Consider the following 21,283-nt stretch of genomic DNA (forward strand, 5'->3'; position numbering starts at 1 on the left):
GATAGTCATGACCGACCGCACCAATCCGTCTCGGCCAGTGTCTGCCGAAACCGGCGCCGATGCCGCTTCGCGTGCGGAGGAAAACGGAACACGGCCGGAAGCATCCGGCGCCGACGCCGCGCGACGGCAGTTTCTGCGCAAGCTCAATCATCAGGAACACGTTCTGGACCGTGCTGTTAGGGAGATCGACGGGGTGGCGGACCAAATAAGAAGAGTGGCGGCAAACGGCGCCGGCGAGGATGGCAACTGGACCCCTTCACCCGTTTCGCCTCTTCCCGGATCGGGCGTTGCCGCAAGGCCGGTACAGATCACCGGTCCGACACCCGGCCTCGCACCGGCGCGCGCTGCTGCACCGGCCGCACCGATCGGGGTCGCGCAGGCGTCACGCGCACAGATGGGAACGCCACGGGCGGATGCCGCTGAGACGGTCAACGTCACGTCGCGGCCGTGGCCTCCAAAGACCGAGCCCGTGGCCAGACCCGAGCCGGCTCTGCGCGGCGAGGCGACGGTCGAGCGCCGCCCGTTGCAGGAGGAACCAAAGCCGGAACCCTGCATCGAAAAGCCGGTCGGAAAACCGGTTGCCTGGCCGACCGCGGAGATGAAGGAGAGATATTCGCCTTCGGGCATGGTGGTGATCGAAGCCGACCGTGGGCCGATCAAGGCCGAGCCGCGGTCGCCCGACAAAGGTGGCGGATCGTCCGACAAGGGCGGCGGCGGAGGCGGTGGAGGGGGCGTGTTCCACAAGCGCCTTGGCCCGGTCGATTTTTCGGCGAGCCTCAGCGCTGGTCTCAAGGCGATCCGGCAGAACCTGATGATCGTCATGCTGTTTACGATCGTCACCAACATCCTCGTGCTTTCGATCCCTGTCTATCTGTTCCAGATTTCGGACCGGGTGCTGACCAGCCGCTCGGTCGACACGCTGGTGATGCTGACGGCGATCATCGTCGGCGCGGTGCTGCTGCAGTCGGTTTTCGACGCCATTCGCCGCATGATCCTGATGCGCACCGCCGTGGAGGTGGCCGCGCAACTCGGCGCGCCGATCCTGAGCGCGGCAGCGAGAGCCGCCCTGCATAGCAACGGGCGCGAGTACCAGACGCTTGGCGACCTGCAGCAGCTTCGCTCCTTCCTCGTCTCCGGCACGCTGCTTTCGTTTCTCGATGCGCCGATCGCGCCGCTCTTTCTGGTGGCGGTCTTCCTCATCCATCCGCATCTCGGGATAATCGTCGTCACCTCAGCCGTTCTCCTCCTCATCGTTACGCTGTTGAACCAGAAAGCGACGGCTGCGGCGTTCGGCGAAGCGACCAATTTCCAGACCAAGGCCAACCTTCACCTCGATTCGATGTCGCGCAACTCCCAGATCATCAACGCACTGGCGATGATCCCGGAGGCCGTGCACATCTGGGGCAAGGACATGGCCGGTTCGCTCAAGGCCCAGGTGATGGCGCAGGACCGCAACATCGCCTTTGCGTCGCTGTCCAAGGCGGTGCGCCTCCTGACGCAGGTGACGATGCTCGGTTGGGGCGCCCATCTCGCCCTCAATGGCTCGCTCACCGGTGGCATGGTGATTGCGGCCTCCATCATCGCGGGCCGCGCGCTTGGACCTATCGAAGGCGCGATCGAGGGATGGAGCCAGGTCATCCAGTCGCGTGCTGCCTATGGGCGCATTTCCGCGCTGCTGAAGACGTCACCGCTCAATTTCGAACGGTTGAAGCTGCCGCGGCCCGAAGGGCGCCTTGATGTCGAGCGCCTGCTTTTCGTTCCGCAGGGCACCAAGCGCGTGGTGCTCAACGGAATTACCTTTGCGCTGGAGCCCGGCGATTCGCTTGCCGTGATCGGCAGTTCCGGTGCCGGCAAGACGACGCTCGGCAAGATGCTGGTTGGATCCATCCTGCCGACGTCGGGCAACGTCCGGCTGGATCTCATGGACCTGAGGAACTGGGACCAGCGGCAGTTCGGCGAAAGCATCGGCTACCTGCCGCAGGACGTGCAGCTGTTTCCCGGCACGATCAAGGCCAACATCGCCCGCATGCGCGAGGATGCCACCGACGCCGACATCTACGCCGCTGCCAAGCTTGCCGATGTTCACGACATGATCGCCATGCTGCCGCACGGATACGAGACCGTGGTGGCCGCCGACGGCTCGCCTCTATCGGGCGGCCAGAAGCAGCGCGTCGCCCTTGCCCGCGCCTTCTTCGGCAACCCGCGCATGGTTGTGCTCGACGAGCCCAACTCCAATCTCGATACCGCCGGCGAGGCGGCGCTGACGCGGGCGCTGACGCATGCCAAGCGTGAGAAGATCACGGTTGTCACCATCACTCAGCGACCGGCGCTTTTGAACAGCGTCGACAAGGTTCTGCTGCTCGTCAACGGCACGGTGGCGCTCTTCGGCATGCGCCAGGACGTTCTCAAGGCACTCGCTTCGCGTGGGGTGAATACCGAAGGCAACCCGCTCGAACAAAACCAGCTTCCGTAGGCGATCATGAGCGACATGGCCAAAGTACAGGATCTGACCTGGTACGCAGAGGTTCCGCGTTCAATCTGGCAGCATACGATGATCGGCCTGGTGCTGATCGTCGTGACCTTCGGCGGCTTTGGCCTTTGGGCCTTCACCGCGCCTCTGGCGGCAGCCATCATCGCCCAGGGCAGCTTTGTCGCAACCGGGCAGAACAAGGTGGTCCAGCACTTCGAAGGCGGGATCATCAAGGATATTCTGGTGAGCGAGGGCGACCGCGTAACCGTGGATCAGCCGTTGGTGCGGCTGGACGAAACGGCCGCACAAGCGAATGAGAGGCAGTATTTTCTGCGCTGGGCGCGGCTGGAGGCGATCGTCGCCCGGCTGACCGCGCAGGCGCACGGTTTGAAGCAGATCGTGCTGCCCGCGGTTCTCACGGAGCACGTCAAGAAAGATCCTGAGATTGTCCCGATCGTGCAGAGCCAGGAGCTCAATTTTCAGACCTGGAGGAGCAAGCTCGACAGCGATATCGGACTGTTGAAGCGGAATATCGAGAGCCTGGAGTTCCGCTCGCAAGGTTTTCAGGAGCAGCTGAAATCGGTGCGCGAGCAACGAGTCCTGCTCGAGGAGGAATACATCGGCAAGAAGACGCTTTTGGCCAAGGACCTGATCCGCAAGACGGAGATCAAGACCATCCAGCGCGCGATCGCCGATGCAGAGGGCCAGATTGGCCGTCTGATGTCCGAAGTCTCGGAGACCGGGTCCCAGATCCTCAAGCAGCAGCAGCAGGTCAACCAGACCGAACAGAGCTACCAAGAGGCTGCGCTCGACGAATTGCAGAAGGCCGAGGGTGAACTGGACACAGTGCGTGAACAATTGCGCGGCGCCACCAATGTGCTCCGCCGCGCGACGATCAACGCGCCGGTGACCGGCACGGTCATCAGGATGCATTTTCATACGTCCGGCGGCGTCATCGAGAGCGGCAAGCCGATCATGGAAATCCTGCCGGCCGATGTACCGCTCATCATCGAGGCGCAGGTGCTGCGCACCGACGTCGACAATATCCGGGTCGGCGAGAAGGCGACGGTGCGGCTGACCGCGCTGAACCAGCGCACGACGCCGGTCCTCAATGGGCAGGTCTTCTACGTGTCGGCGGACGCCCTGCCGGTGCAGACGCATGAGGGCACGCGCGAGGTCTACCTGGCGCGCGTCAGCCTTCCGGCAAGCGAGCTTGCAAGAGTTCACAATTTCGTCGTGACCCCCGGCATGCCGGCGGAAATTCTGATCCAGACGGCGGAGCGGACCTTCTTCGACTATCTCACCAAGCCGATCCGCGACAGCATGGCGCGCGCCTTCATGGAAAACTGACGGTTTCGCCCGGCAGCAGCGCCTACGACGTCGGAGTACGGGCGGCGTGCAACCCGTTTCCGCCTGCCCGCGTGTCGCCTGAAAGCACTCGCGTTTCGCCGGCATCACCGGCCGTTCGATCGCATTTGCGGCGGCTCTGGACCGATGCGCCGGTATTGCGCTGCGCGCATAGCGCATAGCTGGCTTGCGCAAAATCCGCCTACGATTTGGGCAGAAACCCTGTATATTCACCTCATCGAAGCAATGCATCTCCTCCCGCAGAGCTTCGATGCGGTGAACGATCTCCTCCTCCCATGGATCGTTCACGAGATCAGCGCCACTCCTCCTCCCAGGCTGCTGATCGATTTTTAGAGAGCCTGCCGCTCCTCCCGCGGCGGGCTCTTTTGTTTTTCGGCAGACGCTGCCGGCAATTGCGTCCTTCAAGTGTCGAATTCGTCGACGCCACGCCCCCGTGATCAACAATGCATGCCCGCGCACGGAACCAAAGTGCCCGGTTAGCGGTTACGCCTGTGGAGGTGCGTGATGTCTATCCGGCACGTGAAATCCGATCCGCAGTCGAAACCACAGCGCTGGGCGTTTCACCATGGCGCAGGGCGCCTGCGGGCAGGAGACGCGACCCGCGACGGGTCGACGACGCAGGAACGGTTGTCTCCCGTGGTCGACGCCGGCGACGGCGGCCTGGTGGCGCCGGATCTTTCGGGATCTCTCGCCCCTCATCGCAACCGGCAGCCGCCGCCGCACGACTACAGCCGTCCGGCGGTCGGTCGCGATGCGCTGGCTTCCATCCGCGACATGCGCGACGAAGACTGCAGCGGCGGGCCGATCTGGGTCGCCTTGCTCGGCGACAATACGAGCGAGGGCATGCGGCAGTTCATGGGGCTCGTGCTCGCCTTCATCTTCCTGTCGGCCGTTTTCTTCTGGTTTCTTGCCTAGGACGTATGAGGCAACAAAGCCGCCGTGGCCGTGACATTTTCCCGGTTGACGGTCGATCGCTGAAGCCTAGATAACCGGCGGTATCCCGTCCTCCTTCCCCAATGCCAGCGAGAGCGCCATGCACTACAGAACCTTCGGCCGTACGGGCCTGCGCATTTCCGAAATCGGTTACGGTGCCTGGGGCATCGGCAAGAGCCATTGGCAGGGCGCGCGCGACGACGAGTCCGCCCGCGCCCTCAACCGCGCAGTCGACCTCGGCCTCAATTTCATCGACACCGCACTCGGCTACGGCCAGGGCCACAGCGAGAAGCTGATCGGCGCCTTGCTGCGCGAGCGGTCGGAGACGATCCATGTCGCCACCAAGATCCCACCTAAGAACATGCAATGGCCGGCGCACGCCGGCACCCCGGCCGAGCAGACCTTCCCGGCCGACCACGTGATCGCCTGCACCGAGACGAGCCTGCGCAATCTCGGTGTCGAGACGATCGACGTGCAGCAGTTCCATGTGTGGTCGGACGAGTGGGTAGGCCGCGGCGACTGGCTGGAGGCTGTCGAGCGGCTGAAGCGCGACGGCAAGATCCGCTTCTTCGGCGTTTCGATCAACGACTACGAGCCGGACAATGCGCTCCGGCTGATCGAGACCGGCGTCGTCGACAGCGTGCAGGTGATCTACAACATCTTCGAGCAGGCGCCGGAAGAAAAACTGCTGCCCGCGTGCCTGAAGCACAATGTCGGCGTCATCGTCCGCGTGGCGCTCGACGAAGGTGGTCTGACCGGCCAGATCCGCGCCGATACCGTCTTTCCCGAGGGTGACTTCCGGGAAACCTACTTCCGGGGCGAGCGCAAGCGCGAGGTCGAGGAACGAACGCAGAAGATCGTCGAGGATCTGGAAATCAAGCCCGACGCACTGGCCGAGACGGCGCTGCGCTTCGTTCTCAGCCACCCGGCCGTATCGACGGTCATTCCCGGCATGCGTTCGGTGCGCAACGTCGAGCGCAACTGCGCCATCGGCGACGGTGCCGGCCTGCCGGATGCGCAGCGGGCGAAACTGACCGCCCACCGCTGGCGGCGCAACTTCTATCGGGATTGAAGCCGCCGTTTCGCCGCCTGTCATCGACGCTCCCAGGGATCTGTCGGCTGCGTGGCCGCGTCTTCAGTGCCTCGCCCGTCCGGATATGCTATCCATAGGGGTGCTGGAGCCTGGGGGCGCCGATGGAACAAAAGCTCTCCGTCATCATGGCCGCGGACGTGGTCGGCTATAGTCGGCTGATGGAGCTCGACGAGAAGGGCACGCTTGCGACCCTCATAGCTCATCGGCAGGAGCTGTGGGACGTCGCGGTCGCCGCGCATCACGGGCGCATCGTCAAGCTCATCGGTGACGGCATGCTGATGGAGTTCCGTGCCGTGGAAGACGCAGTTCTCTGCGCGGTCGAGATCCAGCGGGGAATGCAGACGAGGAACGCGGGTACGCAGCGGGATCGCCGGATCGAATTTCGCATCGGGATCAATCTCGGCGATATCCTGTTTGAAGACGGTGACGTTTACGGTGACGGCGTCAACGTGGCGGCGCGCATCGAGAGCCTCGCCAAGCCGGGTGGCATATCCGTCTCCGCCTCGGTTCACGACACGCTGGGCGGTCGCCTGGACATCCGCTTCGAAGACACGGGCGCGCAGGCGTTGAAGAACATCGGCCGCCCCGTCCACATCTACAATATCGTCATCGACGACGGCGGATCGGAGGGGGCGGCGCTGATGGCGCCACCGACACAGGAGATACGGGAAAATCCCCCCGTCAAGTCGAGCCGGACGCATCTCTATGTGTCGCGCTTTGCGAATTTGAGCGGCAATCCCGATGAGGATTATTTCGCGGCCGGCATCACGCAGGACGTCGTCGCGGCATTGTCGCGGTTCTCCGGTTTGAACGTGATCGTTCGGTTGCCGCGTCCCGAGCCGCAACCTCAGGCACGCACAACCTACTACACGCTCGAAGGCAGCGTCAGGCGCGCTGCCGACCGGGTCAGGGTCAATGCCAGTCTGACCAATGCCACTGCCAGTCTGACCAATGCCACTGGCGAACACATCTGGGCGGAGAAATACGATTTCGACCTTGTCGACATGTTCGATGTCCAGGACGAGTTGTCCCGTTCCATTCCGGCTGCCTTGAATGTCAAAATCGAAGAGGCCGAACGATACCGGATTCTCGCCGAGCCGCTCAAAGGATCAAGCGCCTACGATTTCTATCTGCGTGGCCGGCACATTGAAAAAAGCCTGAAACCGGATGAGGTCAGGCGGGCAAAGGAGATGTTCCTGGCCGCGGTCGACGCTGATCCAGCCTACGCCCGCGGATATCTCGGGCTGGCCTGGCTGGATATACGCAAACTGAAATGGAACGAGCGTGCCGACATGGAAGCGACGCTTGCCAGTGCCTTCGCATCGGCAAGCAAGGCTTTGGAGCTCAGTCCCTGTGACGCCGATGTTCACTGGGCGCTCGGCGTCGTCCATTTGTGGAGGGGAGAGGCAGAACGCGCCATCGGTTGTTACGAGCGTGGGCGCGAACTGGCGCCGAACAATTGCGATCTTCTTGCGGAATATTGCGATGCCCTGGGGTATCTCGGTCTGTTGGAGGACGCGATCAGGATCGGGGAACTGGCCTTGCGGCTGAACCCCAGTCGTCCGGACTGGTATTTCTGGAACATCGCGGCTGCCAGGTATCTCTCCGGCCAGTACACCGAAGCGTTGGCTCTGCTGGAGAAGATGGCCGATCTTGGTTCGGCCTACCGTTTGCTGGCGGCGACCTACGCGCAACTCGGGCGCCTTGAGGATGCACGTCGCGCCGCGGCGGAGCTCCTGAAACTCAATCCGGAATTCTCGATCGAGCGATACGGTTCCCGTGCACCCTACCGGGATAAGGCCTTGCTTGCGCGTTACGTTGAAGGATTGCGGCTGGCCGGACTGCCGGAGTGAGTTCGGAACGGCGTGAGGGAGCCGCATCGGCCGGCCGGGTTTACTTGGAGGAAAAGCAATGTCGGAAACAGTCAATGTCCGCTACATGGTCGACGACGTCGAGGCGGCGATCGCCTGGTACACGACCCACCTCGGCTTTTCGCTTCTGTCGAGCTATGCACCGGCTTTCGCAGATGTGCAGCGCGGTGCGCTGCGGCTGCTGCTGAGCGGACCGACGAGTTCGGCCGGCCGGCCGATGCCGGACGGCGAGAAGCCGGGGCCGGGCGGCTGGAACCGCGTCCATCTCCTCGTCGATGACCTCAACGCCGAAGTGGAGCGGCTGCGCCGTGCCGGCGTCATGTTCCGCAATGACATTGTCACCGGTCCCGGAGGGGCGCAGATCCTTTTGATCGATCCCTCCGGAAATGTTGTCGAACTGTTTCAGCCCGCGCGACGATAGCGACCCGCGCGCGCGCGGGTCGTCGATGCGCTCGCACCGCTGGGGATGCGAGCGCCAGGTCGGGCTCTCAGCCGGCGCTGGTGTCGACCACTTCGAAATCGTGGGTGATCGTCGCGGTCTTGGCGAGCATGGCCGAGGCCGAGCAGTATTTCTCGATCGAGAGCGAAACGGCGCGCTCGACCTTGTTGACCGCAAGTCCGCGTCCCTTGACGATGAAGTGCATGTGGATGCGGGTGAAGACGCGCGGTTCCGTCTCGGCGCGGTCGGCGTCGAGTTCGACGACGCAGTCTTCCACCGGCTCGCGGCCCTTCTCCAGAATGTGCACGACGTCATAGGCCGAGCAGCCACCGGTGCCGATCAGCACCAGTTCCATCGGGCTCGGTCCCGGGGTGCGCCCCTCTTCGCCGAAGGCGGTTCCCAATACGACTTTGTGGCCGCTACCAGACTCTCCGACGAAGGTCCGGTCTTCCACCCATTTGACGCGTGCTTTCATGTGTCTCGTCCTGTTGTAGCCATGGCATGATCACGGACCCAGACAGAGCCGATGATCCTCCGTTCACATAGCGTCTTGGAGGGTTTTCGCAAATGGCCCGCATCCTCTAAAATGGCAGCCAGCGCCATCGGTGCGGGGACGGACGGCGCGGAAACCAGACCAAAGGTGTTTTGATGAACGAGACGACGGGAAATGCGCCTGACCGTTCCGGCGCCATGATCCATCCGCCGATCGCCTGGGTGATGTCGGTGGGCGGTGGCCTCGTGCTCGACCGGCTCTACCCGTTGCCGTTCGTGCCCGCGACCGTGCCGGACGCCCTCGTCGGCGGCATCATTTTTCTCGCCGGTCTCGCGCTTTTGATCTGGGCGGCGGTGAGCTTCAGGCGTGCGGGAACCGAAATCCAGATCCATCGCCCGACATCGGCGATTGTCGAAGCCGGTCCCTACCGCTTCACCCGCAACCCGATCTATACTGGCATGTTTCTCGGCCTGATCGGCTTTTCCATCATCTTCGACAGCCTGTGGCTGCTGATCCTACTGGTGCCCTTCTACTTCGTCATCCGCTATGGCGTCGTGGCGCGCGAGGAGGCCTATCTTGAGCGCAAGTTCGGCGACGTCTATCGGGTCTACAAGGCGCGCGTCAGGCGCTGGCTCTGATTGCACAAATCGGCATGCTCCGCGGCGATGAAACGGGTCCGGACGTCGCGTCGCAGCACTCGCGATTTCGGGTGGATGAGTCGGCAGGCCCTCGATTGATCATAGCCGAGGCGGCTGCGCGTGTGCCTAGGGGGTATTGCCGGGATGGACTTGAACGAGCGTCCATCCCGCTGGAACACGAAAGGTGGTCTTTCGTGCAGAAGGTCGGGCCTTATCTCGGCGCTACGATCCCGTGATAGTAGTCGCCGTCACCAGCTTCATAATCGGCGGCGTAGCCGCCACCGCCACCGCCGCCGCCGCCGGTCTGGGAGCATCCGGCGAGGGCGAGAACCATTGCCAACAGGATTGTAGCGCGCATTTATTCTACCTTTCAGTTGAATGATCACGACAGAGGCTGCCGAGTTGCTGCCATACCTAACACGCCCGGTGGAGTATGATCGAGCGCGTGTGGCGATGTGTGCCTATGGCAATGCGCCGCGCCTCAAGCGCGCGATCGCCTGTCGACGGCGATCGTTAGCGCCAGGCCACAAGCCCTTCTTCATACGGCCGTATCTCCTGTGCCCACCTCTTTCAGGTAGGTTGCTGTGAAGGGCCATAGACTATATGGCCCTTGACCTCACTTCCGGAACAAGGAGGACACATGACTTCGATCGAACCCGCCTACGGAACCGCGACGCTCCTGCTGATCGCGGCGGCAGCCGTTGGCCTGCTTCTTTTTCTTATCCTCCGGTTGCGCCTGCATGCCTTCGTCGCTCTGGTTTTGGTCAGCCTCTTGACGGCGCTGGTGACCGGCATCTCCTTCGCGGACGTGGTCCCGACCCTCCTGCAGGGCTTTGGCTCGACGCTTGCCTCGGTGGCGCTGCTCGTCGGTTTTGGCGCGATGATCGGGCGGATGCTGGAGGTCTCCGGTGGCGCGCAGGTGCTCGCGGATCGGCTGATCGGCCAGTTCGGACCTGAGCGCGCGCCTCTCGCGCTCGGCGTCGCCTCGCTGCTGTTCGGCTTTCCGATCTTCTTCGACGCCGGCCTCGTGGTCATGCTGCCGATCATTTTCAGCGTCGCAAGCCGCTTCGGCGGCTCGGTTCTGCTTTATGCGCTGCCTTCGGCAGGCGCCTTTGCGGTCATGCACGCATTCCTCCCGCCCCATCCAGGCCCGGTGGCCGCCAGCGAATTGCTGGGGGCGGATATCGGCCTGCTCGTGCTCGTCGGCCTCGTCGTGGCGCTGCCCACATGGTATCTCGGCGGCTATCTCTTCGGCCTATGGGCAGGCAAACGCTTCGAACTGCCGGTGCCAACCCTTCTCGGGTCGCCGAACGAGGCGGCGCACGACGAAGTGCCCCCGTCTTTCGGCACGGTGATGCTGGTGCTGCTGCTGCCGCTCGTGCTGATCTTCCTCAATACCGGCCTATCGACGCTGGCCGCCGCCAAGATGATCGACGGCGGCGCATTGTGGGTCAGCATCCTGCGCATGGCCGGGCAGACGCCCGTCGCCCTGCTGATCACTGTGCTCGTCGGCATGTGGGTCCTCAGCGGCGAGCGTACGCTCAAGGACATGGAAAAGCTGATGGACGGGGCGCTAGGCCCGATCTGCGGCATCATTCTCGTTACCGGAGCCGGCGGCATGTTCGGCGGCGTGCTGCGAGCAAGCGGCATCGGCCAGGCGCTCGCCGGCAGCCTCGAGGCGATCGGCATGCCGCTGATCGTCGCCGCCTTCCTCATCTCCACGGCCCTGCGCGTGGCGCAGGGTTCGGCGACCGTGGCACTGACGACGACGGCGGGCCTTCTCGCTCCAACGGTCGCGGCAACGACGGGGCTCAGCCCCTTCGACCTGTGCTTCCTCGTGATCGCCATCGCTTGCGGCGCGACGGTGCTGAGCCATGTGAACGATTCCGGCTTCTGGCTCGTCGGCCGCTTCCTTCAGATGGATGAGCGGACGACGCTCAAGACCTGGACGGTAATGGAAACCCTGCTCGGGGTGATTGGTTTCGCCTTCGCGCTTGTGGGATGGTGGCTGCTATGAGTGAGGACCTTCAGCATGTCGTGGTGATGGGCGTATCCGGCAGCGGGAAGACCACTGTCGGCGAGGCGCTGGCCACAAGGCTCGGCTGGCGTTTTGTCGAGGGCGACAGCTTTCACCCGCCGGAGAACGTCGCCAAGATGTCCGCGGGCATTCCGCTCGACGACAATGACCGTGAACCCTGGCTGCGGGCGCTGGCCGCAGAAATTGCCAAGGACGAGGCGGCTGGCAGCCCTTCGGTGGTCGGGTGCTCGGCCCTGAAACGGTCCTATCGCGACATCCTGCGCACGGGCGCGCCGCGCGTCTGCTTCGTGCATGTGCACGGCGACCGCACCGTGCTGGCCGACCGACTCTCGCATCGGGCGGGACACTTCTTCCCGGCTTCCCTGCTCGACACTCAGCTTGCGACCCTCGAGCCGCTCGGTCCGGACGAGGATGGCGTCGTCGTCGACGTGGCTCTTCCAACAGCTGAGCAGGTCGATCTAGCCATCCAGGGGCTGGGCAACTAGCCCAGCCGCGCTTGCGCTTCTCACTTCGGCGGACAGTCGCTGTACGGCGGGGACGGGGCGTGCAATCGCGCATTGAAGGCGAAGCGATCCCTGAACGTCCGCGCATCCCGCAGCCTGAGCTCCAATGCGTGAGCGCTGGCGGAGGGGAGTGGGGGTCGAACCCACCCAGGACAGGCTCGCTGCCCCAACCGGATTTGAAGTCCGGCCGTCCCACCGGAGACGATTCCCTTCCTCAGCGCGCAAACAGGTCGCTGCGATGGGGATTTATGCGACGCAGATCTCCCCTGCGCAAGGTCAGGCCGAGCCGGTCGTAGAAATCGAGGACCTCGATGGCGACCTTGCGGCCGTTGTGGACCCGGTCGCGAAAGCTGGGCGCGGTGAACCAGCCGTCTTCCGCCTGTGCCGCCACATCGAGCACGATGGCCGCCATCTCCTCAACGACGGCGCGGGCGAAAAAATGGTCGTGCGCGATCTCGTGGGTCTGCCCGAGCCTCTGGGCGAGCTTCAGCACGCGCCGTATGTCGCGCTCGTCGGCATTGAGAAGGGCCGCGAAATCGCGCACACGCGGTGGCCGGAAGCGGCTATCGTCGACGAGGTGCGGATGGATCCGCTGCCACAGGTCCTCGTCCGCCGGCGACAGCCGAACCTCGTGGCCCGGCAGGCGCAGGAAGGCGCCGTCAAGCACGATTCGACCTGCCGCGGCTTCGTCTCGGAGGAACGCGAGGAAGCTTGTCGTCGGCAGGCGCGGTTTGAGCAGGAGCCGCAACCGTTCGCGACCGATCCCGGCAAGCTCCGGGTTTTCTGCGTGGAAGGCTGTGAGTGTGTCAGTCAGGTTCGCCCGCAATCCGTCCGCTGCTGCGGACGAGAGCGCGTGGTCGCCGATGGCCCTCGCCCCGGCGGCAATCAGCAGCCGGGAAAGCGTGTCCTCGCCCAGGCCACGGTCGCGCTGGAAGGCCGCAAGCTCGATCGGTGCCAGGTCGGACAGGTCGGAAAGGGCCGCCGCCGGGTCCTCGTTGCCAGAAGCGGTAAGGAAGGCCAGGCGCTCCGGCGTGCCACGCTTTCGCGCCGGCGGGCGCAGATCGAGAAAACGGCCACCGCCGATGGTCCGGATGGCCGAGGTGTCGCGCAGGATGAAGCGGTCGCCGATGGTCGCGGCGATGGGGCGGTCGAGGACCAGTTGCACGAGGCCTTGTGTCCCGGGATCGAGCGGGCCGGCAAGAGGCACGATCCGCACACCGACCTCTGTCGCATGGGTGTGCAAGCGTGCGGGAAACCAGGTGCCGATCGGCTTGGCCTCCGAGGCAAGCACGCGGACCTCCGCGTCGATCCGGTCCGTCGGTGCATGCAGTGCCGGGGCGAGGACCACGTCGCCGCGCCGGATCGCGTCCTTCGTCACCCGTTCGCCGGCGATATTCATCGCGCAGCGTTGGCCGGCAAGCCCCTCTGCTGCTTTCCGGTTCTGCGCATGGATCCCGCGTATACGGGCGGTCAGGCCGGACGGGCTGACCGTGACGCTATCGTCGAGCTTCGCACGGCCGCCGAGCACCATGCCGGTCACGACCGTGCCGGCGCCCGCAAGCGTGAAACTGCGATCGACGGCAAAGCGCAGCAGGCCGGCATCGTTGCGTGCGGCGGTTTCCGCTTCGGCGGCGGCGAGCCCCGCGCGCAGGACCTCGATGCCTTCGCCGGTAAGGGCGGAGACGGCAAGGATGGGCGCGTTTTCCAGACCGGTGCCGGCGAGGGCGGTCTGGATCTCCGCGGTTACCTCCGCGCGCCGCTCAGGCCCGGCCAGATCGGCCTTGGTGAGCGCAACGAAACCTCTGGTGATGCCGAGCAGGTCGAGGATCGCGAGATGCTCGCGCGTCTGCGGCATGACGCCGTCGTCGGCTGCGACCACCAGCAGCGCGAAATCGATACCGCCAGCGCCGGCAAGCATCGTATGGATCAGCCGCTCGTGACCCGGCACGTCAACGAAGCCGGTGACCGTCCCGCCGCCGAGGTCGGTATAGGCAAAACCGAGGTCGATGGTGATGCCGCGGGCTTTTTCCTCGGCAAGGCGGTCGGCGTCCGTGCCGGTCAGGGCCTTCACCAACGCCGTCTTGCCGTGGTCGATATGCCCTGCCGTCCCGACGATCATAGTGCTGCCAGGGCCGCGATGAGCATCTCGTCGCTTTCCAGGCAACGCAGATCGAGGACCAGCGCGCCATCACGGATATGGCCGACGACCGGGATGGGCAGGGCGCGAAGCCGTGCGGAAAGCCGTTCCGGCGCGTCGCCGCCGCTGCCTGTCAGCCGCAGGCCGGCGCTCGGGATCGTATCGACCGGCAAGGCGCCGGAGCCGACCTGGCTCTGGCACGCGCAAGCTGCTGCCGAATAGCTGTGCGGCTTGAGCAGCGCATCGATTGCCGGAGCGAGACGGGCCGCCTGTGCGCCGATGTCGGCCTCCGGTCGGGAAAGAAAGCGCAGCGTCGGCAGCCGCTCCTTCAGCCGATCGGGATCGCGATAGAGCTTCAGTGTCGCTTCGAGCGCGGCGATGCGGATCTTGTCGAGACGAACGGCGCGTTTGAGCGGATTGCGGTTGATGGCGGCGATGAGATCGCGCCGACCGACCGCGAAGCCCGCCTGGGGGCCGCCGAGCAACTTGTCGCCCGAAAACGTGACGAGATCCGCGCCTTCGGCGACGGCTTCCGCCACCGTGGGCTCGCGTCGCAATCCGAAGATGGAGAGATCGATGAGTGAGCCCGAGCCGAGGTCGTTCAAGAGCGGCACACCGGCCTTGCGGGCAATCTCGGCCAGTCTTGGCGCCGGCACCTCGGCGGTAAACCCTTCGATCCGGTAGTTGGAGGTATGGACCTTGAGGATGACGCCGGTCTCAGGCCCGATCGCGCCCTCATAGTCACGCGGATGGGTGCGGTTGGTGGTGCCGACCTCCACCAGCCTGGCGCCGGCGCGGGCCATGATGTCGGGCATGCGGAAGGCGCCGCCGATTTCGATCAGTTCGCCGCGCGAGACGATCGCCTCGCGTCCGTCGGCCAGGGTATTGAGCGCAATCAGCACGGCGGCGGCATTGTTGTTGACGATTGTGGCGTCCTCGGCGCCGGTCAGTTCGCAGAGCAGGCCACGCAGATGATCGTCGCGCTGACCACGCCCGCCGCCGTCAAGGTCGAACTCCAGCGCCAGCGGGTTGGCCATCGCGGCGGTTGCGGCGCTGACGGCTTCTTCGGCCAGGATGGCGCGGCCGAGATTGGTGTGCAGCACGGTGCCGGTGAGGTTGATGAGCGGGCGAAGGGCGGAGCGGGCGGCGGCCGCCAGCTCCTCGGCGACGCGGCGCGGCAGGTCGGCCGCCAGCGTTGCCCCATCGTCGCCCGCACGGATTTTTTCCCGCGCGATCTCAAGCCCGGCGCGGACGGCGGTGACGACGGCGAGACGGCCATGTTCTTCCGTCAGCGCCAGTCCCTCTGGCGAGGTCAGCATCTGGTCGACCGAGGGAAGCACGCGAAAATCCTGCATCAATACCCCGCGAGATAGGGGTTGAAGCCACCGCGGCGAAACTCGGTCTCCTTCATCAGGATATCGAGGCCAAGGCTGCCGACGTCGTCGGCGATCGGCTCCAGGCTCGGGTTTTTCACCTGGTAGAAGATCTTGACCCAGGCATGGCATTCCCGACAGGTCTCAGCCTTTACCGTCGCCTCCGAGGTCTCGACCGAACGATAGCTGATGCCCTTGGTCGAACCGCAACAGAGACACTTCACCCGCACCTCGTTCCATTGTGTGGCGCAGCAGGCGCAGGCGGCATAGCGCACGTTCTCGACGCCCTGCGTACCCACGACCGACGACGTCGCCGGCCGGCCGCCGCAGGCGGGACAGACGCCGAGGCTGACAGGGACGAGCGCTTCCGCATCGAGCGTCGCGGCGAGCCGCGCCATGTGCACCTGCACCGCGGCCGCGACGAAGAGATGGGGAGCGGCGCTGTCTTCCGGAACCCGATCCGATAGGATGTTGGCGAGCAACCAGTGCCGGTCGCCGTCCTCTGCTGCGCGTACCGCATCGAGCGCCAGGCGGGCCGGGTCGGGCATGGCGAGATCGGCAGCGCCTTCGAGAAGCGCGTCGAGGGTTGCGGAAAGGCCGGGGTCATCGACAAGCGCCATTCGGTCGAACGGCGGCATGGCGGCGCGTGCGGCCTCGGCGAGGCGCGCCGATGTGGGCGCCGCGACGGGCGGAAGGGTCACGACCAAGCGAGCCTGAAGTTTGGAGAGCGCCGCGAGGAAGGTGAGATACGGCGCAAGCGCGTTGCTTTCGGCGAGAAACGCGAAGCGGCGCGCGCGTGTCTGGAACAGTTTGACCGGCTCGGGCAGGAAAGCCAGCGGCGGTTTCGGCACGCCGCCAATGAGGGAGGGATCGGGTTGTACGTCTTCTGCCATCGCATCTCCGGCGATCCGACAGAGACGCCGGATCAAGCAGCATTCACGGTGCTACAGCGACCTTTGCGCGCCTGACAGGACGCGCGGCGCTGTAGGAGACCTTCACTTTGACGGGTCGGAGCCCTGGCGTCCAGCCAGTTCGCGCAGCCATTTGCGATGATGCCGAAAGGCCCAGCCGCCGGTGACGGTGCCGCGGGTCATGGCCCTTATCGTGCCGCGCGTCCAGATTGCCGCATAGACATGGACGATGAAGATCAGGATCGTGAAAAGCGCCGCCAGCGCATGCACCGCGACCGCGATGCGGCGAACGGGGATGGAAACGAGGTCCGGGAAGTACTGCTCCCAGATCATGATGCCGGTCGTCACGAGCACGACGATCAGACCGGACATGCCCCAGAAGACCATCTTCTGGCCGGCATTGTATTTTCCGAGTTCGGGCAGGCTCTCTTCGTTGCCTTGGAGTAGATCACCGAACTTGCGGCTCCATTCCACATCCTCGCGCCGCGGCAGATTGAGCTTCCACATCTGCGCAAACAGGAGGAGGAAGCTTGCGACGAGGATAAGTCCGACGATCGGATGCAGCCATCGCGTGGTCTGGCCGCCGCCGAAGAGGCCGGTCAGGAAAAACAGCGACGGGTGGAAGAAGGAAAGTCCGGAGATCAGAAGCACGATCATGCAGGCGGCGGTGACCCAATGGTTGAGACGGGTATAACCACGATAGCGATTGACGGTGACCGGATGCTTCGTCTCGATCCTGTCGCCGGGGGCCGAATAGATACGTTTGTCAGCCATCACGCCTCCCTGCCGCCTTGCGGGCGGTTGCGATCCTCGACGAGTTCCTCCGCCTCGCCTTCCTCATGGGCGGTCACCTCGTTCGGCCGGGCGAAGATGCCGTGCAGCACGGCGCCGGCGGCGGCAAGTCCGGCAACGGCGAGGCCGACGGTCTTAGCCGGACCCTTCCAGCCGCGCACCACCGGCGAAATCTGCGGATCCTCCGGCAGCCCGGAATAGAGCGACGGTTGGTCGGCATGGTGCAGCACATACATCACATGCGTTCCGCCGACGCCTTGCGGGTCGTAGAGGCCGGCATGATCGTAGCCGCGCGACTTCAGGTCCTCGACACGCTCGTTGGCAAGCGTGACCATGTCTTCCTTCGTGCCGAAGGAAATCGCCTTGGTCGGGCAGGCCTTGGCGCAGGCCGGTCCTTGTCCAACCGCCACGCGGTCCGAGCAAAGCGTGCATTTCTTCGACACATGCGCGGTCTTCGAGATGCGCGGAATGTTGAAGGGACAGCCGGCGATGCAATAGCCGCAGCCGATGCAGTTGTCGGAGATGAAATCGACGATGCCGTTGGAATATTGCACGATGGCGCCCGGTGCCGGGCAGGCCTTGAGACAGCCGGGATCGGCGCAGTGCATGCAGCCGTCCTTGCGGATCAACCACTCGAACTCGTTGGTAACCGGGTTCTCGTATTCAGTGAACCGCATCAGCGTGAACATATCAGCCGTCAGGTCATGCGGGTTCTCGTAGACGCCGACATTTTCCTCCAGGTCCGGATGGGTGTCGTTCCATTCGATGCAGGCGGACTGGCAGGCCTTGCAGCCGATGCATTTCGACACGTCGATCAGCTTGGCGACCGGGGTCAGCTGTCGTTCGGGTGCCGGCACGTTGCTTGTTGCCGAAGCCTTGACGACGTCGCTCGGCAACAGGTTCGACGCCAGCGGTTGCAGCGGCGGGTTGGCGGCGGCCGTTACCGGTTCCGGTGCGCGTTCGCTCATGCCGAAGCTCCTTCTTCCGCCGCCGGTTCGATGTTGACCAGGAAGGCCTTGAACTCCGGCGTGTCGATATTGGCGTCGCCGACGAAGGGGGTGAGGCTGTTCGGGCCGAAGCCCTTGCGGGCCGCACCCATGAAGCCCCAGTGCAAGGGAATGCCGACCACATGGACCGGCTTGCCGTTGCAGATCAGCGGACGAATTCGCTTCGTCACCACTGCCTTCGCCCAGACCTCGCCACGTGCGCTCCACACGCGCACCCGCCCGCCCTTGGTGATGCCGCGTTCAGCCGCCAGCTCCTCGCTGATCTCCACGAAGAATTCCGGCTGCAGCACGGCGTTGACCCGGCTGTGCTTGGTCCAGAAGTGGAAATGCTCGGTGAGGCGGTAGGATGTGGCAACGAAGGGGAAGTCGGTGCTCGTGCCCAGCTGTTGCAGGTCGCCTGGAAAGATGCGCGCGACGGGATTGCCGCGAAGTTTGGCGTTGAACGGATTTTCGACCGGGCTTTCGAACGGCTCCATATGTGTTGGGAACGGCCCGTCCCGCATCAGCTTGCGGGCAAAGAGGCGGGCGGTGCCCTCCGGCGTCATGATGAACGGCATCACCGCCTCGGGCTTTGCCGTCACCGCTATGTCGGGAACGTCGAAGCCGGCCCAACGCTCGCCGTTCCATTCGATCAGTTTACGCGCCGGATCCCAGGGTTTGCCCTGGAGATCGCAGGACGCGCGATTGTAGAGGATGCGGCGATTGGCCGGCCAGGCGAAGGTCCATTTGAGGAAGGTGCCGACATCGCCCGGATCGCTGTTGTCGCGCCGGGCCATCATGTTGCCTTCTTCCGTCCAGGAGCCGGCGTAAATCCAGCAGCCCGACATGGTGGATCCGTCGTCACGCATCACGCCGAAGTTCGGCAGGAGCTTGCCCGCCTCGACCAGCACCTTCGTCGGATCGGTCGGGTCATAGAGCGTCTGCAGCGCCCGTCCGTTCATCTCCTGGGCAAGCTCGGCCGGTTCCGGCTCGTAAGGGTCCTTGTAATCCCAGGCAAGGTTCAGGATCGGCTCGGGACAGACCCCGCCTTCCTTGCGGTAGAGTTCACGCACCCGCAGGAAGATGTTGGCCATGATCCAGGTGTCGTGCTTGGCGTCACCAGGCGGTGTCGCCCCCGGCCAGTGCCATTGCAGCCAGCGGCCCGAATTGACAGTGGCGCCCTCGTCCTCGGCAAAGCAGGTCGCCGGGAGTTGCAAGACCTCCGTCATGATCTTGGCGGAGTCCACCTGGTTGTAGATACCGTGGTTTTCCCAGAAATGCGCCGTCTCGGTCTGCAGCGGGTCGATTGTCACGAGCAGTTTCAGCTTCGACAGACTCTCGGTCAGCTTCGCCCGATTGGGGAAGGACAGAAGCGGGTTGAAGCCCTGGCAGAAGTAGAGGTTCACTTCGCCGCGGCTCATCATGTCGAACATCCTGAGGATGTCGTAGTAGGGGACATCGAGCTTCGGCAACCAGTCGAAGCCCCAGTCGTTTTCCTTCGTGGCAGCGCTGCCCCACATGGCCTTCAGGAAACTGACCATGAATTTGGGGGTGTTCTGCCAATAGCTTGTCTGGCCGGGAACGAGCGGCTTGTTGCCGCGCGTCGACATGTAGGTGGTGTAGTCCGTCTCCTTTTCCGTCGCGAGGTTCATGTAACCCGGCAGGGAGTTGGAAAGCAGGCCGATGTCGGTCAATCCTTGGATGTTGGAGTGACCGCGCAGCGCGTTGACGCCACCGCCCGGCAGGCCGACATTGCCGAGGATGAGCTGCAGCATCGCCATGCCGCGGATGTTCTGGGCGCCTTTCGAATGCTGTGTCCAGCCGAGCGCATAGAGCGAGGTCATCACCTTGTCGCGCGCCGACGTCGCGCCGATCATCTCGCAGATCTTCAGATAGCGATCCTTGGGCGTGCCGCAGATATTTTCCACGAATTCCGGTGTGTAGACTGCGACATGCTCTTTCAGGAGGTTCCAGACACAGCGCGGGTCGGTGAGAGTCGGATCGGTTTTGACCGTTCCGTCCTCGTTGAGCTGGTAGTCCCAGGCGGTACGATCGTAGTCGCGCTTCTCCTCGTCATAGCCGGTGAAGAGACCATCGGCCCAGCCGAACTCCGGGTTCACCAGATAGGTGGCGTTGGTATAGTTCTTGACGTAGTCCCACTGCACCTTGTCGTTCTCGATGCAGTAGCGGATCGCGCCCATCAGGAAGGCGATGTCGGAGCCGGGGCGGATCGGCGCATAGACATCGGCGACCGAGGCCGTGCGGTTGAAGCGCGGATCGACCACGATCAGCCGGGCGCCGCGATGATGCTTGGCTTCCGTCACCCATTTGAAGCCGCAGGGATGAGCTTCGGCCGCGTTGCCACCCATGACGATGACGAGGTCGGTGTTCTTGATGTCGGTCCAGGCGTTCGTCATTGCGCCGCGGCCAAATGTTGGAGCCAAACTGGCTACCGTGGGGCCGTGTCAGACGCGTGCCTGGTTGTCGAAGCCGACGACTCCCATAGACCGGACGGTCTTGTAGGTCAGCCATCCCGTCTCGTTGGTGCCGCCCGACGCCGCAAGGAAGCCCATCGTCGTCCAGCGGTTGACGGTCACGCCGGCCGCGTTCTTCTCGATGAAGTTCTTGTCGCGGTCGTCCTTGATCGCTCGGGCGATCTTGTCGAAGGCATCTTCCCAGGAGATGTCCTGCCAGGTGTCGGCGCCCGGAGCGCGGTGACGCGGCTTCGTGGCGCGGGTCTCAGACTTCACGAAGTCCTTGAGCGCCGCGCCCTTGGGACAGAGCGTCCCGCGGTTGGTCGGATGATCGGCATCGCCCTCGATATGGATGAGCTCCGCCTTCTCGCCGGCGGAAAGATCACCCTTCGAATACATCAGGATGCCGCAGGCGACCGAACAGTAGGTGCAGACGTTGCGGGTCTCGGTGGTGCTTGCGAGTTTGAAGGCACGCACATGGGCGGCTGTTGCGGCCTCGGCCGCTCCGAAGCCCATGGCGCCGATCGTGGTGGCCGCGGCTCCTGCGCCAGCGAGCTTCAGGAAACTGCGGCGGGAAAGATCGATGTTCATTGGAGGTCATCCTCTTCCATGCGTATCGGTCTTACCGGGATGGTCGAACCTCAAGGCCCTGGTGTCAAGAAGGAATTGAATGGCATTTGCCCCGAAAAGTCATGGTCTTGCCCGGGATCATCGGTCATGATCGCGAGCTGCGACAGGGCCGCCTTTGACGCAACCGTATGAAG

Annotated in this window: 17 protein-coding genes and 1 tRNA gene; 9 read left to right on the plus strand and 9 right to left on the minus strand. The window is 64.2% G+C overall.

Features of this window, described 5'->3' with window-relative positions:
* The first annotated feature begins 7 nt into the window (after nucleotides 1-7).
* The 6 genes from AC3WVQ_RS20680 (at nucleotide 8) to AC3WVQ_RS20705 (ending at nucleotide 8,156) form a co-directional block, all read left to right on the plus strand.
* Nucleotides 8-2,473, plus strand: coding sequence for a type I secretion system permease/ATPase (locus AC3WVQ_RS20680; RefSeq protein ID WP_060517687.1), 2,466 nt, complete (start codon nucleotides 8-10; stop codon nucleotides 2,471-2,473).
* A 6-nt stretch (nucleotides 2,474-2,479) separates the two neighbouring features.
* Nucleotides 2,480-3,820, plus strand: a complete 1,341-nt coding sequence (locus AC3WVQ_RS20685) for an HlyD family type I secretion periplasmic adaptor subunit (protein WP_034787518.1) — start codon at nucleotides 2,480-2,482, stop codon at nucleotides 3,818-3,820.
* 522 nt (nucleotides 3,821-4,342) lie between these two features.
* Nucleotides 4,343-4,753, plus strand: a complete 411-nt coding sequence (locus AC3WVQ_RS20690) for a hypothetical protein (protein WP_090297111.1) — start codon at nucleotides 4,343-4,345, stop codon at nucleotides 4,751-4,753.
* Nucleotides 4,754-4,871: 118 nt separating this feature from the next.
* On the plus strand, nucleotides 4,872-5,843 hold the full coding sequence (locus tag AC3WVQ_RS20695) for an aldo/keto reductase (RefSeq protein ID WP_060604505.1): 972 nt from the start codon (nucleotides 4,872-4,874) through the stop codon (nucleotides 5,841-5,843).
* Nucleotides 5,844-5,965: 122 nt separating this feature from the next.
* The gene (locus AC3WVQ_RS20700; protein WP_492382953.1) at nucleotides 5,966-7,717 is read left to right on the plus strand and encodes an adenylate/guanylate cyclase domain-containing protein; all 1,752 of its coding nucleotides are present in this window, start codon (nucleotides 5,966-5,968) and stop codon (nucleotides 7,715-7,717) included.
* Between the two features lie 58 nt (nucleotides 7,718-7,775).
* The gene (locus AC3WVQ_RS20705; protein WP_112771494.1) at nucleotides 7,776-8,156 is read left to right on the plus strand and encodes a VOC family protein; all 381 of its coding nucleotides are present in this window, start codon (nucleotides 7,776-7,778) and stop codon (nucleotides 8,154-8,156) included.
* Between the two features lie 67 nt (nucleotides 8,157-8,223).
* Here the strand turns inward: AC3WVQ_RS20705 and AC3WVQ_RS20710 are convergent, their stop codons facing one another.
* Nucleotides 8,224-8,649: an OsmC family protein gene (locus AC3WVQ_RS20710; protein ID WP_060604512.1), complete on the minus strand. Its 426-nt coding sequence runs from the start codon at nucleotides 8,647-8,649 to the stop codon at nucleotides 8,224-8,226.
* Nucleotides 8,650-8,822: 173 nt separating this feature from the next.
* Here AC3WVQ_RS20710 and AC3WVQ_RS20715 point away from each other — a divergent pair, with 173 nt between their 5' ends.
* Entirely contained in the window at nucleotides 8,823-9,305 is a 483-nt protein-coding gene (locus AC3WVQ_RS20715; RefSeq protein ID WP_159415689.1) for a methyltransferase family protein, read from the plus strand.
* A gap of 211 nt (nucleotides 9,306-9,516) precedes the next feature.
* Here the strand turns inward: AC3WVQ_RS20715 and AC3WVQ_RS20720 are convergent, their stop codons facing one another.
* A complete protein-coding gene (locus AC3WVQ_RS20720; RefSeq protein ID WP_156400696.1) occupies nucleotides 9,517-9,663 on the minus strand; it encodes a hypothetical protein in 147 nt (48 codons plus the stop codon).
* 282 nt (nucleotides 9,664-9,945) lie between these two features.
* Here AC3WVQ_RS20720 and AC3WVQ_RS20725 point away from each other — a divergent pair, with 282 nt between their 5' ends.
* Both AC3WVQ_RS20725 and AC3WVQ_RS20730 read left to right on the plus strand, forming a co-directional pair.
* The gene (locus AC3WVQ_RS20725; protein WP_034787501.1) at nucleotides 9,946-11,322 is read left to right on the plus strand and encodes a GntP family permease; all 1,377 of its coding nucleotides are present in this window, start codon (nucleotides 9,946-9,948) and stop codon (nucleotides 11,320-11,322) included.
* Nucleotides 11,319-11,828: a gluconokinase gene (locus AC3WVQ_RS20730; RefSeq protein WP_113080262.1), complete on the plus strand. Its 510-nt coding sequence runs from the start codon at nucleotides 11,319-11,321 to the stop codon at nucleotides 11,826-11,828. Before AC3WVQ_RS20725 ends, AC3WVQ_RS20730 begins: the two co-directional genes overlap by 4 nt.
* 136 nt (nucleotides 11,829-11,964) lie before the next feature.
* Here AC3WVQ_RS20730 and AC3WVQ_RS20735 read toward each other — a convergent pair.
* The 7 genes from AC3WVQ_RS20735 to fdnG form a co-directional block, all read right to left on the minus strand.
* Nucleotides 11,965-12,060, minus strand: a tRNA-Sec gene (locus tag AC3WVQ_RS20735).
* The gene (gene selB, locus AC3WVQ_RS20740; RefSeq protein WP_492382954.1) at nucleotides 12,061-13,965 is read right to left on the minus strand and encodes a selenocysteine-specific translation elongation factor; all 1,905 of its coding nucleotides are present in this window, start codon (nucleotides 13,963-13,965) and stop codon (nucleotides 12,061-12,063) included. It lies immediately after the preceding tRNA gene.
* Nucleotides 13,962-15,338, minus strand: a complete 1,377-nt coding sequence (gene selA, locus AC3WVQ_RS20745) for an L-seryl-tRNA(Sec) selenium transferase (protein WP_192356953.1) — start codon at nucleotides 15,336-15,338, stop codon at nucleotides 13,962-13,964. Before selA ends, selB begins: the two co-directional genes overlap by 4 nt.
* Nucleotides 15,338-16,249: a formate dehydrogenase accessory protein FdhE gene (fdhE, locus tag AC3WVQ_RS20750; RefSeq protein ID WP_060585583.1), complete on the minus strand. Its 912-nt coding sequence runs from the start codon at nucleotides 16,247-16,249 to the stop codon at nucleotides 15,338-15,340. The genes selA and fdhE overlap by 1 nt, the downstream gene beginning before the upstream one ends.
* 102 nt (nucleotides 16,250-16,351) lie before the next feature.
* Entirely contained in the window at nucleotides 16,352-17,041 is a 690-nt protein-coding gene (locus AC3WVQ_RS20755) for a formate dehydrogenase subunit gamma (protein ID WP_034787487.1), read from the minus strand.
* A complete protein-coding gene (fdxH, locus tag AC3WVQ_RS20760; protein WP_060517666.1) occupies nucleotides 17,041-18,027 on the minus strand; it encodes a formate dehydrogenase subunit beta in 987 nt (328 codons plus the stop codon). The genes AC3WVQ_RS20755 and fdxH overlap by 1 nt, the downstream gene beginning before the upstream one ends.
* Nucleotides 18,024-21,110 (minus strand): formate dehydrogenase-N subunit alpha, encoded by a 3,087-nt coding sequence (fdnG, locus tag AC3WVQ_RS20765; RefSeq protein WP_492382955.1) that lies wholly within the window; start codon nucleotides 21,108-21,110, stop codon nucleotides 18,024-18,026. The genes fdxH and fdnG overlap by 4 nt, the downstream gene beginning before the upstream one ends.
* Between the last annotated feature and the right edge of the window lie 173 nt (nucleotides 21,111-21,283).

The organism is Ensifer sp. EB106-05-01-XG146 (genome assembly GCF_058791875.1).